Genomic DNA, 15,507 nt, shown 5'->3' with positions numbered 1-15,507 from the left:
GGTCAGCGGACGAGGCAGGGGCGCTTCGGGTCGAAGGTCCAGTCGTCGACGAGGTACTGCATGGCCGCGGCGTCGTCACGCGCGCCGAGACCGTGCTCGAGGTAGAGCTCGTGCGCCTCGGCGAGCGCGTCGCGATCCAGGGTCACGCCGAGGCCGGGCACGGTCGGCACCTCGATGGCGCCGTCGTGGATCTCGAGCGGCGCCGTCGTCAGGGCCTGGCCGTCCTGCCAGATCCAGTGCGTGTCGAGGGCCGTGATCTCGCCGGGGGCGGCTGCGCCCACGTGCGTGAACATGGCGAGCGAGATGTCGAAGTGGTTGTTGGAGTGCGACCCCCACGTGAGGCCGAAGTCGTTGCACAGCTGGGCGACCCGCACCGAGCCGGCCATCGTCCAGAAGTGCGGGTCCGCGAGCGGGATGTCGACGGCGCTCGTGCGGATCGCGTGCGCCATCTCGCGCCAGTCGGTCGCGACCATGTTCGTCGCCGTCCGCAGCCCCGTGGCTCGCTTGAACTCGGCCATCACCTCACGGCTCGAGAACCGGCCCTCCGCACCGCACGGGTCCTCGGCGTACGCGAGCACGTCACCGAGCCCGCGGCAGAGCCGGACTGCGTCGTCGAGGAGCCAGCCGCCGTTGGGGTCGAGCGTGATCCGCGCGTCGGGGAAGCGGCGGGCGAGCGCCGTGACGGCCTCGACCTCGTCCTCGCCGGCGAGCACCCCGCCCTTGAGCTTGAAGTCGCTGAAGCCGTAGCGCTCCTGCGCCGCCTCGGCCAGCGCGACGACGCTCTCCGGCGTCAGTGCCTCGCGCCGGCGCAGCTGCGACCAGCGGTCCTCGCCCTCGTCGCCGACGAGGTAGGGCAGGTCAGTGCGTGCCGGGTCGCCGACGTAGAAGAGGTAGCCGAGCATCGGCACGTGGCTGCGCTGCTGCCCGTCGCCGAGCAGCTCCGCGACCGGCACGCCGAGGTGCTGGCCCATGAGGTCGAGCAGCGCCGACTCCAGCCCGGTGACCGCGTGCACGGTCGTGCGGAGGTCGAACGTCTGGGCGCCGCGACCGCCCGCGTCGCGGCCGGCATACGTCTCGGAGACCTGGCGGAGCAGCTGGCGGAACCGCGCGATCTCCTTGCCCTGCAGCAGCTCTGCGGCTTCGCGGATCGTGCCCGCGATCGTCTCGCCGCCGGGCACCTCGCCGAGTCCGGTGTTGCCGTCGCTGTCGGTGACGACGACGACGTTGCGGGTGAAGAACGGGCCGTGCGCGCCGCTGAGGTTGAGCAGCATGCTGTCGTGCCCGGCGACGGGCACCACCTCGACGGAGGCGATCTTCGGTGACATCGGCGTGCTCCTGTCAGTCCTGGGCGAGGCGGAGGCGGCCGTCGACGCGCTGGTTGAGTCCCCACGGGTTGTCGTCGCGGGTGGCCTCGGGCAGCAGGTCGGCCGGCACGTCCTGATAGGCGACGGGCCTCTGGAAACGGTAGATCGCGAGCGAGCCGACCGAGGTGGTGCGCGGGTCGCTCGTCGCCGGGAACGGGCCGCCGTGCACCATCGCGTGGCCGACCTCGACGCCGGTGGGCCAGCCGTTGAAGAGGATGCGGCCGGCCTTGGTCTCGAGCAGCGGCATCAGGGTGCGTGCGACCTCGTGGTCGGAGTCCGCCGCCTGCACGGTCACGGTCAGCTGCCCCTCGAGGCCCCGGAGCGCGTCCGCGAGCTCGTTGACGTCGCCCCACCTGACGACGACGCCGGCAGCGCCGAAGACCTCCTCGCTCACCGCGGCCTCGTCGCGCAGCGCCGCGGTGGTCGTCGACGCGAGGAGCGGAGCGGGTGCGTTCGCGGCCTGCCCGGGCGCACCCTCGGCCTCCACGGTCACTCCTGCAGCGCCGCGCAGGGCGTCCGTGCCCTTGCCGAAGGCCTGCGCGATTCCGGTGGTCAGCATGGTCTGCCCGGTGGCGTCGGCCACAGCCCGCGCCGCGGCGGCGAGGAAGGCATCGCCGTCGGGTCCGGCAGGCACGAAGGTGAGGCCGGGGTTGGTGCAGAACTGTCCGCTCCCGAGCGTCAGCGAGACGACGTAGGCCGCCGCGAGCCCCTCCGCGCGCCCGTCGCCGATGCTGCCGGGCAGGACCACGACGGGGTTGACCGAGCTCATCTCGGCGTAGACGGGAATCGGCTCGCGGCGGGCCGCGGCGGCGGCGACGAGGGCGAGGCCCCCGGCGCGCGAGCCGGTGAAGCCGACCGCCTTGATGCGCGGGTCGCGCACGAGGGCCTGGCCGACGGACGTGCCGCTGCCGAAGACGAGCGAGAACACCCCTGCGGGCAAGCCGCAGGCCGCCACGGCGCGCGTCACCGCGGTGCCGACGAGCTCGCTCGTGCCGGGGTGGGCGTTGTGCGCCTTGACGACGACGGGGCATCCCGCGGCCAGGGCCGACGCGGTGTCGCCACCGGCGACGGAGAACGCAAGGGGGAAGTTGCTCGCGCCGAAGACCGCGACCGGACCGAGCGGCACCTGGCGCTGGCGGATGTCGGCCCGGGGGAGCGGCGAGCGGTCCGGCAGGGCCGGGTCGATGCGTGACTCGAGATGGTCACCGACGCGTACGACCTCGGCGAACATCCGCAGCTGGCCCGTGGTGCGACCGAGCTCACCGGTGAGGCGGCCGAGCGGAAGTCCCGACTCGGCGACCGCACGCGCGACGATGGCCTCGCCGTCGGCCTCGATCTCGTGGGCGACCCTCTCGAGAAAGGCGGCCCGCTCCGCAGGTGAGGTGGCGCGGTACGCGTCGAAGGCCTCGGCTGCGGCCTGCGTCGCCGCCGCGAGCTGGTCCTCGTCGACGTAGGTGTAGGTGGGCTCGAGGGACTCGCCGGTGGCCGCGGCCACTCCAGCAGAGCCGGGGAGCTTTCCGGCAGTGGGGGATCCGGCGATGATCGAGTGCCCGGTCAGGGTGGTCATGCGGGAGTGCTCCGTTCAGCTGATCTTGTCGACGAGGATCTTGAGGTCGGACAGGTCCTGCTCGGTGAGGTTCGTCAGGGGCGGCCGCACCGGACCCGCTGGGCGGCCGATCGCGCTGAGACCCCCCTTGATGATGCTCACCGCGTACCCACGCTCGCGGTCGCGGATGTCGAGGTAGGGCAGCACGAAGTCGTTCAGCTTGCGGTAGACGGCGTCCTTGTCCTGGCGGCGGACGTCCTCGTAGAAGCCGACGGCGAACTCGGGCACGAAGTTGAAGATCGCCGACGAGTACGTCGTGACGCCGAGCTGCAGCAGTGGCAGGGCGAAGGTCTCGGCGGTCGGCAGGCCTCCGACGTAGAGCAGCCGGTCGCCGACCCGGGCGTAGGTGCGGGTCATCTCCTCGACGTTGCCGACGCCGTCCTTGAGCCCGATGAGGTTGGGGTTGCGCTCGGCGGCCTCGGCGACGGCGACGTCGCCGAGGATGGCGTTGGCGCGCGAGTAGGCGATGACGCCGAGGGAGGTGGCGCGGCACACGGCCGAGACGTGCTCGACGAGACCGCGCTGGCCCGCCTCGGTGAGGTAGGGCGGGAAGAGCAGGATGCCGTCGGCGCCGGCGGCCTCGGCCGCCCTCGCCTGGGCGACCGCGACGGCGGTGCCACCGGTCGCCGGGGCGAGCACGGGCACCTTGCCGCCGATCTCGTCGACGGCGACGCGCACCACGGTGTCGATCTCCTCGCTCCGGAGCGAGAAGCCCTCACCCGTGCCGCCCGCGGCGAAGAGGCCCGCGACGTCGTAGCCGCTGAGCCACGAGAGGTGCTCGCGGTAGGCGGCCTCGTCGAACGCGAGGTCGGGCGTGAAGTGGGTGACGGGGAACGAGAGCAGTCCGGTGCCCAGCGTGTGAGCGAGTTCGTCGGGAGCCAGAGGCACGGGAGCGTCCTTTGCGACAGAGCGGCGGCCGTCCCGCAGGTCGGGAGGCACGTCGCCGGGCCAGTGAGTTGGCCTCAGGCTAGGAAATCGCTGGATACCTGTCCAAGACGGATTCTGTATGCCGTGATGCTCGCCGAGCATCACGGTGTGCGGTCGCGCTCACTCCTCCTCACCGAGCCGCATGCGGCCGATCTGGGCGAGGACACGGCGCAGCATCGGGCTGCGCCGTCCCCGTGCCCAGATGGCGTGCAGCTCGACGGGGCGGCCCGGCACCTCGCTACCGTCGGGGTCGCCGCCACCGTCGACGAGATCCTTGTAGACCACGCCCTGCACCCCGAGCGAACGCGCGGAGGCGGGCACGAGGGCGCATCCGCGACCCGCGGCGACGAGCAGGACGGCGGTGAGGATCTGGTGGACCTGTTGCTCCACCCGAGGGTGCGCGTTGGTGAGGAACCGGACGGTGAGCTCGTGGAAGTAGCGCGACTGGACCGGGTTGTAGCTGATGACCGGCACCCCGTCGAAGTCGCCGGCGGTCAGCGGGCGGTCGACCTCGGCGAGGGCGTGGTCGGCCGGGACGGCAGCGCAGAGCGCCTCGCGGAAGACGACGCGGGACTCGAACTCCGAGGTGTCGAACGGAGGACGCGCGAGCCCGAGATCGAGCTCGCCCCTGCGGATGCCGTCGGCCTGGGCGGCGGTGACGCGCTCGTGCAGGATCACCTCGATGCCGGGGAGGCTCCGGTCGAGGTCCTTGAGCAGGGGGCCGAGCATGCCGATGGCCGACACCGCGGTGAACCCCAGCCTCAGGGTGCCGGTGGCGCCGCCGTCGATCCGGCGGGCCAGGTCGCCGGCGCTGTCGACGAGGGCGAGGAGCCGGTAGGACTCGTCGAGGAAGGCGCGACCGGCCTCGGTCAGCTCGACCTTGCGGTTGTCGCGCTCGAGGAGGGTGACGCCGACGGTGCGCTCGAGCTTCTGGATCTGCCGGCTCAGCGGCGGCTGCGTCATGCGCAGGCGTTCGGCGGCGCGACCGAAGTGCAGCTCCTCGGCGACGGCGACGAAGGCCCGGACCTGGTCGAGGGTCATCATGCCGGCCGACGCTACCGGACGATGCGGCGAAGGTATCAACTTATGCACTATCGGGTTTGGACAGGCATCGAGTGGCTTCGTAGTGTCGGGCCGCACGGGGACAGACCTCACACCCCAGAGCACCCACGTCGGTGCCCCAGCTCGTAGGAGACCTTCAATGACGAATGTTCGAACGAGGACCCGCATCGCGTCCGTTGCGGGCGCCGCCGCTCTCGCCCTCGCCCTCTCCGCCTGCGGCGGGGTCAAGACCGCGTCGGGCGGTGGCGGAGACGCCTCGGGCGGCAGCGACTACCCGACGAAGAGCATCGAGATGACCGTCGGCGCCTCGGCCGGCGGCAGCAGCGACCTCATCAGCCGCGCGATGTCCAAGGGGATGGGCCAGTCGCTCGGCGTCGCCATGCCCGTCGTCAACAAGCCGGGCGCCAACGGGGCGCTCGTCGCCAAGGCGCTGCAGTCCGCCGCCCCCGACGGCTACTCCATCGCGATCCAGAACGCCTCGCTCTTCGCGATCACGCCGCTCGCCGTCTCGGAGTCCGAGGCCGTCAAGGTCGACGACTTCGACATCGTCTACGGCGTCTCGCGCGACGACTACGTGCTCGCCACGAACCCGAAGACCGGGTGGAAGAGCATCGCCGACATGAAGGCGGCCGGCAAGACGATCCGCTACGGCACGACCGGTGTCGGCACCGGCGCCCAGCTCAACTCGGCGCTCACGTTCGCGACGGCGGGGATCAAGGCGACGGCGGTGCCCTTCGACGGTGGCGCCCCGAACCTCACGGCCCTGCTCGGCGCGCAGGTGGACGTGTCGACGATGCAGGTCGGCGAGGCCATCGAGAACATCCGCGCCGGCAAGCTCGTCCCGCTGGCGGTCTTCTCCGCCGACCGCGTGAAGTTCCTGCCCGACGTGCCCACGGCCAAGGAGCAGGGCTTCGACGTGCAGGTGTCGCAGTACCGCTTCATCACGACGCCCAAGGGCACGCCCCAGGCGGTCAAGGACAAGCTCGTCGAGGCGGCGAAGAAGACCTTCGCGACCGAGGAGTACAAGAAGTTCAACGAGCAGAACAACCTCACGCCGCTCGAGATCCCGGGCTCCGAGGTCGCGACCAAGCTCAAGGCCGACCTCGAGTCGAACACCGCCAAGCTCAAGGAGTTCGGCATCTCCCTCGCGTCCAACAGCTGACGCGGGACACCACGAGGCCCGGCGTGGGGTGGGTCCGCCCATCCCACGCCGGCCACGACCGACCACCATCCACTCGAAGAGGAGTCACGGATGAGCACGACGAGCGAACCGGGCCGGCAGCAGACCGGCGAGGTCGACATCCTCGAGGAGCTCAAGGCCGAGCTCGCCCAGGACCTCGACGAGGAGCGGCCGCCCCATGCCGGCCCCCTCGCCCAGGTGGCCGCCGGCCTCGTGACGCTGGCCCTCGGGCTGGCCGGCACGGTCCTGTCCCTCGGCTACGGGCTCGGCAGCCTGACCGAGCCCGGTCCGGGGCTCTGGCCCTTCGCGGTCGCGGTCGCGGTGACGGCCCTGTCCCTGGCGCAGATCGCCTTCGGGCGGAGCGCCCAGGACACGGAGCAGTTCACCCGGTCCAGCGTCCTCACCGGCCTCGGGGTCCTCTCCCTCGTCGGGCTCGCGGCCCTCCTGCCGGTGATCGGCTTCGAGGTGCCTTCGCTCGTGCTCATGGTGGTCTGGCTCCGCTTCCTCGGCGGCGAGTCGTGGCGCATGACGGCGGTCGTCAGCGTCGTCACCGTCGCGGCGTTCTACGCGCTGTTCGTGCTCGCCCTGTCCATCCCCCTCCCGCGACTGATCTGAAGGGAGGCCTGCCATGGACTTCACCCCCATCATCGACGGCTTCGGCATCGTCCTGCAGCCGACGAACCTGCTCTACTGCCTCGTCGGCGTCGTCATCGGCATGCTCATCGGCGTGCTCCCGGGCCTCGGTCCGGCGGCGACGATCGCGATCCTGCTGCCGATCACCTACGGCATCGAGCCGGTCTCGGCGATCATCATGCTCGCCGGCATCTTCTACGGCGCCCAGTACGGCGGCACCATCACCTCGGTGCTCCTGCGGCTGCCGGGAGAGGCGAGCTCGGTCGTCACCGTCTTCGACGGCTTCGCGATGGCGAAGCAGGGCAGGGCCGGCGCCGCCCTCGGCATCGCGGCCATCGGCTCCTTCATCGGGGGCACCGTCTCGATCATCGGCCTGTCGGTGCTCGCCCCCGTCGTCGCGGGCTACGCGCTGGACTTCGGCCCGCCGGAGTATGCCGCCCTCGGCCTGCTCGGCGTCCTGCTCGTCTCGACCGTCGGCAACGGCGGCAAGCTCAAGGCCATCATCGCCGCTGCGATCGGCCTGCTCATCGCGACGGTGGGGCGCGACTCCTTCACCGGCGCCGAGCGCTTCACCTTCGGCAACCTCAACCTGGCCGACGGCATCGACTTCGTGCCGATCGCGATGGGCCTCTTCGGCCTCGGCGAGATCCTCTACAACCTCGAGGAGAACCACAAGAAGGTCCATGCGCCGGCGAAGGTCACCAAGGTGTGGCCGAGCCGCCAGGACCTCTCGGACTCCAAGGGCGCCATCGCGCGCGGCTCGGGCATCGGCTTCGGCCTGGGCGTGCTGCCCGGTGGAGGCGCCGTGCTGTCGTCACTCGTCGCGTATGCCGTGGAGAAGCGCCGCGCGAAGCAGCCGGAGCGCTTCGGCCGGGGTGCCATCGAGGGCGTCGCGGCGCCCGAGACGGCCAACAACGCCGCCGCGACGTCGTCGTTCATCCCGCTGCTCACGCTCGGCATCCCGGCCAACGCGACGATGGCGCTGATGTTCGGCGCCCTGCTCATCCAGGGCGTCCAGCCCGGCCCGCAGCTCGTCGACACCCACCCCGACATCTTCTGGGGTGTCATCAACTCGATGTACATCGGCAACATCCTGCTGCTCATCATGAGCATCCCGATGGTGGGCGTCTTCGTGCGCATCCTCAAGGTGCGCCCGGCGATCCTCGCGCCGATCACGGCCCTCATCACGATGCTCGGCGTCTACACCGTCAACAACTCGGTCTTCGACATCTACCTCGTCATCGTCTTCGGCGTCATCGGCTACCTCATGAAGAAGTTCGGCTTCGACCCCGGACCGATGGTCCTGGCGTTCGTCCTCGGCACGCTCATCGAGTCGTCGGCACGCCAGTCGCTGCTCATCTTCGGTGGCGACCCGACCGGCTTCCTGACCCGCCCGATCTCCGGCACGATCCTTGCCGCAATCGTCGCGGTCGCGATCTTCCCCTTGGTGCGCAGGGCGATCCGGGCCAAGCGCGGTGAGCCGGCTGGGGCCCCGGCTCCGACCGAGGCGTCCCCCGCACCAGTTCCCGACCGCGAGACCACGGAGGCGAAATGACCATCCTCGTCGGCTACCTCGACACCCCAGAGGGGCGTGCGGCGCTCGACGCCGGCATCGCCGAGGCGCGCCTGCGCGAGCAGCCGCTCGTCGTCGTCAACTCACCGCGGCGCGGAGCCCCGGTGGACGACGCCATGCTCGGCCCCGAGCAGGTGAGCGAGATCGTCGACCGCGCGAGCGACCTCGGCGTCCGGGTCGAGGTGCGCCAACCGCTCCACGGCGACTCGCTCGCCGACACGCTCGAGTCGGTCGCCCGAGAGGTCGACGCGTCGCTCGTCGTCATCGGGCTCCGCCACCGCAGCCCCGTCGGCAAGCTCATCCTCGGCAGCACGGCGCAGCGCATCCTGCTCGACGCGAGCGTGCCGGTGCTCGCCGTCAAGGCCTCCGGCTGATGGGGCCAGTGCGCTCGCGCATCGCGTCGGTGTCGATCACGCCGGTCGCCTTCGAGGACCCCCCGCTGCTCAACGTCGTGGGCGTCCACCAGCCGTATGCCCTGCGCGCGATCGTGCGCGTCCGCACCGACACCGGGTCGGTCGGGCTGGGCGAGACCTACGGCGACGAGGCCCAGCTCCAGCGGCTCGAGGCCGTCGGCCGGGCGGTCTTCGGTCACGACGTCTACGACCTCAACGGCCTGTGGCGCAAGGCGGCCGACGCCCTCGGCACCGGGTCGGCCGACGCCGGAGCGAGCTTCGGCGGCATGCTTCAGGTGGACTCCGCCGTGGCCACGGCCTACTCGCCGTTCGAGGTCGCCTGCCTCGACATCCAGGGGCACGAGACGGGCCGGCCGGTCAGCGACCTGCTCGGCGGCGCGGTCCGCGACACCGTGCCCTTCAGCGCCTATCTGTTCTACAAGTGGGCCGGGCACCCCGGCCGGCCGGACGACGACTGGGGTGAGGCCCTCACACCCGACCAGCTCGTCGTGCAGGCCAAGCGGATGGTGACGGCATACGGCTTCGACGCCATCAAGCTCAAGGGAGGCGTGCTGCCGCCCGACGACGAGATCGCCGCGATGCGCGCCCTCCGCGAGGCGTTCCCCGACCACAAGCTGCGCATCGACCCCAACGGTGGCTGGACGGTCGACACCTCGGTCCGCGTCGCGCACGAGCTCGCGGACGTGCTCGAGTACCTCGAGGACCCCACGCCGGGCATCGAGGGGATGGCCGCCGTCGCCCGCGAGACCGGGCTGCCGCTCGCGACGAACATGTGTGTCGTCGCCTTCGAGCACCTCGCCCGGGCCGTGCGGGCGCAGGCCGTCGGCGTCGTGCTCTCGGACCACCACCTCTGGGGTGGGCTGCTGCGCTCGCGACTGCTCGCCGGCATCTGCGACACCTTCGGGATGGGGCTGTCGATGCACTCGAACAGCCACCTCGGGGTCAGCCTCGCGGCCATGACGCACCTGGCGGCAGCGACGCCGAACCTCACGTATGCGTGCGACACCCACTACCCGTGGAAGACCGAGGAGGTCGTGAAGCCGGGTGTCCTGGAGTTCGTCGACGGCTCCGTCGCGGTGCCGACAGGTCCCGGTCTCGGCATCGAGATCGACGAGGACGCGCTCGGGACGCTCCACGAGCAGTACCTGTCGTGCGGCATCACGCGCCGCGAGGACACGGTCTACATGCAGTCGGTGCAGCCGGGTTTCGAGCCCAACACGGCACGCTGGTAGGAGCTCGCCGCTGGCTCGACGGGCTCACGGGCTCACGGGCACGGCCATGCTCGGCTTCGGCGCGCGGCTGGCCGCCGAGCACGCCTGAGGCTCAGTCCTGCTGGAGGCGCGCTCGCGAGTTCGCCAGGTGCAGGCGCATCGCGGCGCGCGCGGCCGGTCCGTCGCCGCGGGCGATCGCGAGGTAGACGTTCTCGTGCTCGAGCGAGACGCGTGTCAGGTGCGTCGCGTCCGAGACGGTGTAGGCCGGCTCGAGCCGGGTGCGCGGCAGCATGATCATCATCGGCCCCAACGACGCGAGCAGGTCCGCGTAGAAGCGGTTCCCGGATGCCAGGGCGATGCGGCGGTGGAACTCGAAGTCGGCCTCCACGGCGCCGCTCGGCTTCTCGCCGACCCGGGTCAGGTCGCGCAGCGCCCGCTCGACCGCCTTCAGCTGCACGTCGGTGCGCCGCTCGGCCGCGAGCCCGGCAGCCTCGCTCTCGACGCCGATGCGGAAGTCGATCATGTCGAGCACGTCGCGGTGCGTGCGCACCCGCTCCGCCCCGACGGCGAAGCCCTCGGTCTCGGGCAGGGCGAGGACGAACGACCCACGGCCCTGGAACGTCTCGACGAGGCCGGCGGCCTGCAGCCGCGAGATCGCCTCGCGCACCACGGTGCGGCTCACGCCGAACTCGGCGACGAGCGAGGCCTCGGTCGGCAACTTCTGGCCCGGCTCCATCTGGCCGGCGAGGATCTGCTCCTTGAGCCGCTCGACGAGCTCGTGGGCCAGGCCGCGGCCGGTCTCGCGGTCGAGCCGCTGGTCGTCGTCGGCGCGTGAGGTCACGCCGACAACCTAGTCGGCACGCAGCTCGACGTGGTCGCGTCGCAGGCCGGCGGCCTGGTCCGACAGCGTCAGGCCGAGGCCCGGCGCGGTCGGGACCTGCATGCGGCCGTCGGTGATGGTGAGCCGTTCGTCGAAGAGCGGGCTCAGCCACTCGATGTGCTCGACCCACGACTCCCTCGGGTAGGCAGCGGCCAGGTGCACGTGGATCTCCATGACGAAGTGCGGAGCCACCTGCAGGCCGGCGTGGTCGGCGAGCGTGGCCACGCGCAGGTAGGGCGTGACGCCGCCGACCCGGGGGACGTCGGGCTGGAGGAAGGTCGCCGCACGGAGGTCGACGAGCCGGACCAGCTCGCCGACGCTCGTCAGCATCTCGCCCGTCGCGATGGGCGTGTCGAGAGCCCGGCTGAGGGCCGCGTGGCCCTGGGCGTCGTAGGCGTCGAGCGGCTCCTCGATCCACATGAGGTCGTGCTCGGCGAGCGCCCGGCCGGCGCGCAGGGCCGTCGCACGGTCCCACTGCTGGTTGGCGTCGACCATGAGCGGCACGTCGGGACCGAGGTGCTCGCGCACGGCGGCGACTCGGCGCAGGTCCTCGCGCAGGTCGGGCTGGCCGACCTTCATCTTGATGCCGCCGATACCGGCGGCGAGTGAGGCGGATGCCTTGTCGCAGACCTCCTCGACCGGCGCCTGGAGGAACCCGCCCGACGTGTTGTAGGTGCGCACGGAGTCGCGGTGCGACCCCAGCAGCTTGGCGAGCGACAGGCCGGCGCGGCGTGCCTTGACGTCCCAGAGGGCGGTGTCGATGGTCGAGATCGCTTGGGTCGCAACGCCCGAGCGGCCCACGGAGGCGCCGGCCCAGAGGAGCGAGTCGTAGACCTTGGCGATGTCGCTCGGGTCCTGGCCGAGGGCGACGCCGGCGACCTCGGAGGCGTGGGCGAACTGCGCCCGGCAGCCGGCTCGGGTCGTGTAGCTGAACCCGAGCCCGGTGAGGCCGTCGGCGGTCTCGACGTGGCAGGTGAGCACCGAGACCTCGGCCATCGGCTTCTGCCGGCCGGTGAGCACCTTGGCATCGCTCACGGGGAAGGCGAGCGGGACGTCGTGCAGGCCGAGCTCGATGCGGGTGATGCGGTCGCCCCGGTGACCGCCGTGAGTGGTCGGGTCAGGCACGACCGACCTCGTAGGTGTCCACGGTCCAGGCCTTGGCCTGCTCGCTCAGCGTGAAGCCGAGACCGGGACGGTCGGGCACGACCATGCGCCCGTCGCGCGTCTCGAGGCGCTCGTTGAAGAGCGGGTCGAGCCACTCGAAGTGCTCGACCCACGGCTCGCGGGGGTAGCAGGCGGCCAGGTGCAGGTGGATCTCCATCGCGAAGTGCGGCGCGAGCTGGAGCCCGGCGTGGTCGGCCAGGGTCGCGAGACGCAGGAACGGCGTGATGCCGCCGACACGGGGTGCGTCCGGCTGGATGACGTCGGCCGCACGGGCCTCGATGAGGCGCACGTGCTCGGCGACGCTCGAGAGCATCTCGCCCGTCGCGATCGGGGTGTCGAGCGCCGCTGCGAGCTGGGCGTGCCCCTCGGCGTCGTAGGCGTCGAGCGGCTCCTCGATCCACACCAGGTTGAGCTCCTCGACGGCGCGGCCGAAGCGCAGGGCGCTCGCGCGGTCCCACTGCTGGTTGGCGTCGACCATGAGCGGCACGTCGTCGCCGAGGTGCTCGCGCACGGCGGTGAGGCGCTGCAGGTCGATCTTCATGTCCGGCTGGCCGACCTTGATCTTGATGCCGCCGATGCCGGCCGCGACCGACTCGGACGCGCGCACCTTGACCTCCTCGATGGGGGCGTGGAGGAAGCCGCCGGACGTGTTGTAGGTCCGCACGGAGTCGCGGTGGGAGCCGATGAGCTTGCTGAGCGGCAGGTCGGCGCGGCGGGCCTTGAGGTCCCAGAGCGCGATGTCGATGGCGGCGAGGGCCTGGGTCGCGACGCCCGATCGACCGACGGAAGCGCCGGCCCAGAGCAGCTTGTCGTAGACCTTGGCGATGTCGTTGGGATCCTCGCCGAGGAGGCCCTCGGCGACCTCCTTCGCGTGGGCGAACTGGGCCGGGCCGCCGGCGCGCTTGCTGTAGCTGAACCCGGTGCCCCGGTGGTCCTGCTCGGTCGTGATCTCGGCGAAGAGGAGCACGATCTCGGTCATCGGCTTCTGCCGGCCGGTCAGGACCTTGGCGTCGCTGATCGGGGTGGGCAGCGGCAGGACGACGGACGAGAGTGCGACGTGGCGGATCCGGTCGGCGGTCATGAGAGTCCTCGGGTCGGTGGCGACGTTGACCGCGTCATCTTATGACTATAGAAGTTGTATGACAACTATCCCGCTCGCGGAGTCGAGGGAGCATGTGTCGGCCCGGACCCACCCCTCCAACGCGCCGAACGCAGCGTTCGGTCTCGAACTCAGTGTTCTAACAGCGAGTTCGACACCGAACGCTGCGTTCGGTCGGGGAAGTCGGGGAAGTCGGGGAAACCGGGGCCGGGGATCGCCGCGCCGGAGTGTCAGGCGGCCTTGCGGTACGCCTTGGTCTCGCGGCGTTTGCGCAGCGCCATCGCCATGGCGATCTTGCGGGCGTCGATCGACAGCTCGCGGAGCATGCCGGAGATCGGGTTGGTGTAGCCGGTGAACCACAGCCCCTTGGCGCCGCGTGCGGTGCGGCCACCGCGCTCGACCGGGCGGCCCTTCTCGTCGAGCACGCCGAGATGGCCGAGGAGCGGCTCGAGGCCCTGGCCGTAGCCGGTCGCGAGGACGACGAGGTCGGGCTGGATCCGGCTGCCGTCGGCGAGCACGACGCTGTCACCGTCGAACTCGCGCACCGCGACGACGGGCTCGACCGTCCCGGACCGGATCGCGTCGATGATGCCGACGTCCTGCACCGGGATCGCGTTGTCGCGCTCCACGCGGGTCAGCAGTCCGGTGGTCGGGCGTGGCAGCCCGTGGGCGGAGAGGTCGGGAGTCTGGAGCCGCTCGACGATCGGGGCGACGCGGTCGACGAGGGCGGTGGGCAGGTGCCGCACGGCGATGCCGGTGTACTGCGCGGCATACGGCCCCGTGTTGCGGCGCAGGATGTGCGGCACGGTGCGGACGGACAGGCGCACCCGCGCCGCCCCGTGCTCGACGAGGTCGACGGCGAGCTCGGTGCCGGTGTTGCCCGAGCCCACGACGAGCACGTCCTTGCCCGCGTGGGCGGCGCCGTTGCGATAGTCGCGTGCCAGCACGACGTCGCCCGAATAGCCCTGCAGTCCAGGCACATCCGGTTCGCGTGGCGTGTGGTTGAAGCCCGTCGCCATCACGGCGTAGGGGGCGGTGAGGGTCGACCCGTCGGCGAGCGTCAGGGTCCACGAGGCGCCGTCGGCGGAGCGGTCGAGGCGCCGCACCTCCGTGCCCAGGCGCACGTCGAGACGGTGGTGGGCGGCATACAGCTCGAGGTAACGCACGACGTCGTCGCGGGAGACCCAGCGCCCCATCTCCTTGGGGATCGGGAGGCCCGGGAGGCCAGACAGCTCGCGGGGCGTGTGCAGGTGCAGACGGTCGTAGTGGCCCCGCCACGACGTGCCGACGCCCGTGCTGCGCTCGAGGACGACGGCGTGCAGACCGCGCGCCTTCAGGGCTGCGGCCGTGGCCAGGCCGCCCGGGCCGGCACCGATGATGTACGCGTCGACCGGGACGCTGCGCTGGGTCACCGGGACAACGTAGCGGCCCACCCTCGACAGTTCTCGGGAAACCGTGGCCCGACCATCGCGGGGGCAGCATGCTGGACGAGTGACCCCTGACCCGGTCGCGACCCCCTCCGGGGAGTCGGGTGCCGCCCCGAACATGTTCACGCGGGAGCGGATCGGTGAGGGCGGCGCGGCCCGCGTCGCCACCCTCGTCGCGCTCCTCGACGCGCAGGAGCAGCAGCCGGCCGTCCGGCGCCTGCGGGACTGGGCGTTCGAGGCCCTCGCGCCGCAGCCGGGGGAGTCGGTCGTCGACGTGGGGGCGGGCACCGGCACCGAGCTGCGCCGCCTCGCCCAGGCCGTCGCCCCCAACGGCCGCGCCGTCGGGGTCGAGCCGAACCCGGGTCTGCGCGAGGAGGCGGCGAAGCGAGCCGCCCTGATGGGATCGGCGGCGACCTTCGTCGACGGCGACGCGGCAGACCTGCCCTTCGCCGACGGGGCCGTGCACGTCCTGCGCTGCGAGCGCGTCTTCCAGCACCTCACGGACCCGCAGGCCGCGGCGCACGAGTTCGCCCGCGTCCTCGCTCCGGACGGACGGGTGGCGGTCCTCGACAGCGACTGGGGCACCGTTATCAGTCACCCCGGCGACCCCGACCTCGTGCGCCGCTACACCGAGGCCAACCAGCGGCGCATGCCCAACCCCTTCTCGGCCCGGCACCTCCCGGCCCAGCTGCGGACCGCGGGCCTGGTCGTCGACCACGACATCGGCTCCGCGGCGCTGATCATGCCGCCGCGCGCCCTGCTCGGCAGCGGCGTCGTGCACCGCAATGCCGACGCGGCGGTCGAGGAGGGCGTGCTGACCCGCGAGGAGGCCGACGAGCTCCTCGCCGACGCGATGGCCGCCGCCCGCAACGGCACGGCCTTCTTCTCCGTGACGATGTATGCCGTCATCGCCCGCAAGCCCGACCGTGCCCTCGGGCGGTCGGCCGGCTGACCCGCCGGGACGCGAC

14 protein-coding genes are annotated in these 15,507 nt (G+C 71.8%); 6 read left to right on the top strand and 8 right to left on the bottom strand.

Annotated features, from left to right (window positions below):
• Window positions 1-2: 2 nt before the first annotated feature.
• The 4 genes from IEY30_RS18495 to IEY30_RS18480 form a co-directional block, all read right to left on the bottom strand.
• A complete protein-coding gene (locus IEY30_RS18495; protein WP_030202609.1) occupies window positions 3-1,325 on the bottom strand; it encodes an enolase C-terminal domain-like protein in 1,323 nt (440 codons plus the stop codon).
• A 13-nt stretch (window positions 1,326-1,338) separates the two neighbouring features.
• The gene (locus tag IEY30_RS18490; RefSeq protein WP_030202612.1) at window positions 1,339-2,931 is read right to left on the bottom strand and encodes an aldehyde dehydrogenase (NADP(+)); all 1,593 of its coding nucleotides are present in this window, start codon (window positions 2,929-2,931) and stop codon (window positions 1,339-1,341) included.
• Window positions 2,932-2,946: 15 nt separating this feature from the next.
• A complete protein-coding gene (gene kdgD / locus IEY30_RS18485; RefSeq protein ID WP_030202616.1) occupies window positions 2,947-3,858 on the bottom strand; it encodes a 5-dehydro-4-deoxyglucarate dehydratase in 912 nt (303 codons plus the stop codon).
• A 159-nt stretch (window positions 3,859-4,017) separates the two neighbouring features.
• Window positions 4,018-4,941 carry a LysR substrate-binding domain-containing protein gene (locus tag IEY30_RS18480; protein WP_030202617.1) on the bottom strand — a complete coding sequence of 308 codons (924 nt, stop codon included), beginning with the start codon at window positions 4,939-4,941 and terminating at the stop codon, window positions 4,018-4,020.
• Window positions 4,942-5,098: 157 nt separating this feature from the next.
• On the opposite strand from IEY30_RS18480, the gene IEY30_RS18475 reads away from it, so the two are divergent.
• The 5 genes from IEY30_RS18475 to IEY30_RS18455 all read left to right on the top strand — a co-directional run bounded on the left by IEY30_RS18475 (window position 5,099) and on the right by IEY30_RS18455 (window position 9,990).
• On the top strand, window positions 5,099-6,121 hold the full coding sequence (locus tag IEY30_RS18475; RefSeq protein WP_030202619.1) for a tripartite tricarboxylate transporter substrate binding protein: 1,023 nt from the start codon (window positions 5,099-5,101) through the stop codon (window positions 6,119-6,121).
• Between the two features lie 90 nt (window positions 6,122-6,211).
• Window positions 6,212-6,754 (top strand): tripartite tricarboxylate transporter TctB family protein, encoded by a 543-nt coding sequence (locus IEY30_RS18470; RefSeq protein ID WP_156035470.1) that lies wholly within the window; start codon window positions 6,212-6,214, stop codon window positions 6,752-6,754.
• A 13-nt stretch (window positions 6,755-6,767) separates the two neighbouring features.
• Entirely contained in the window at window positions 6,768-8,327 is a 1,560-nt protein-coding gene (locus IEY30_RS18465) for a tripartite tricarboxylate transporter permease (protein WP_043417320.1), read from the top strand.
• Entirely contained in the window at window positions 8,324-8,719 is a 396-nt protein-coding gene (locus IEY30_RS18460) for a universal stress protein (RefSeq protein WP_030202627.1), read from the top strand. The genes IEY30_RS18465 and IEY30_RS18460 overlap by 4 nt, the downstream gene beginning before the upstream one ends.
• Window positions 8,719-9,990: a glucarate dehydratase family protein gene (locus IEY30_RS18455; protein ID WP_030202632.1), complete on the top strand. Its 1,272-nt coding sequence runs from the start codon at window positions 8,719-8,721 to the stop codon at window positions 9,988-9,990. Before IEY30_RS18460 ends, IEY30_RS18455 begins: the two co-directional genes overlap by 1 nt.
• Before the next feature lie 91 nt (window positions 9,991-10,081).
• Here IEY30_RS18455 and IEY30_RS18450 read toward each other — a convergent pair whose 3' ends face one another.
• The 4 genes from IEY30_RS18450 to IEY30_RS18435 form a co-directional block, all read right to left on the bottom strand.
• Window positions 10,082-10,810 (bottom strand): FadR/GntR family transcriptional regulator, encoded by a 729-nt coding sequence (locus IEY30_RS18450; protein ID WP_229675087.1) that lies wholly within the window; start codon window positions 10,808-10,810, stop codon window positions 10,082-10,084.
• A gap of 9 nt (window positions 10,811-10,819) precedes the next feature.
• Entirely contained in the window at window positions 10,820-11,974 is a 1,155-nt protein-coding gene (locus tag IEY30_RS18445) for an L-talarate/galactarate dehydratase (RefSeq protein ID WP_052358951.1), read from the bottom strand.
• The gene (locus IEY30_RS18440; RefSeq protein WP_030202642.1) at window positions 11,967-13,094 is read right to left on the bottom strand and encodes an L-talarate/galactarate dehydratase; all 1,128 of its coding nucleotides are present in this window, start codon (window positions 13,092-13,094) and stop codon (window positions 11,967-11,969) included. The genes IEY30_RS18445 and IEY30_RS18440 overlap by 8 nt, the downstream gene beginning before the upstream one ends.
• A 248-nt stretch (window positions 13,095-13,342) precedes the next feature.
• Window positions 13,343-14,524: a flavin-containing monooxygenase gene (locus IEY30_RS18435; protein WP_030202645.1), complete on the bottom strand. Its 1,182-nt coding sequence runs from the start codon at window positions 14,522-14,524 to the stop codon at window positions 13,343-13,345.
• 79 nt (window positions 14,525-14,603) lie between these two features.
• On the opposite strand from IEY30_RS18435, the gene IEY30_RS18430 reads away from it, so the two are divergent.
• On the top strand, window positions 14,604-15,491 hold the full coding sequence (locus IEY30_RS18430; RefSeq protein WP_156035471.1) for a methyltransferase domain-containing protein: 888 nt from the start codon (window positions 14,604-14,606) through the stop codon (window positions 15,489-15,491).
• Window positions 15,492-15,507: the final 16 nt, after the last annotated feature.

Origin of the sequence: Terrabacter tumescens (assembly GCF_014646815.1) — a bacterium.
Taxonomy (GTDB): domain Bacteria; phylum Actinomycetota; class Actinomycetes; order Actinomycetales; family Dermatophilaceae; genus Terrabacter; species Terrabacter tumescens.
This window is presented reverse-complemented; position numbering and strand designations above follow the sequence as displayed.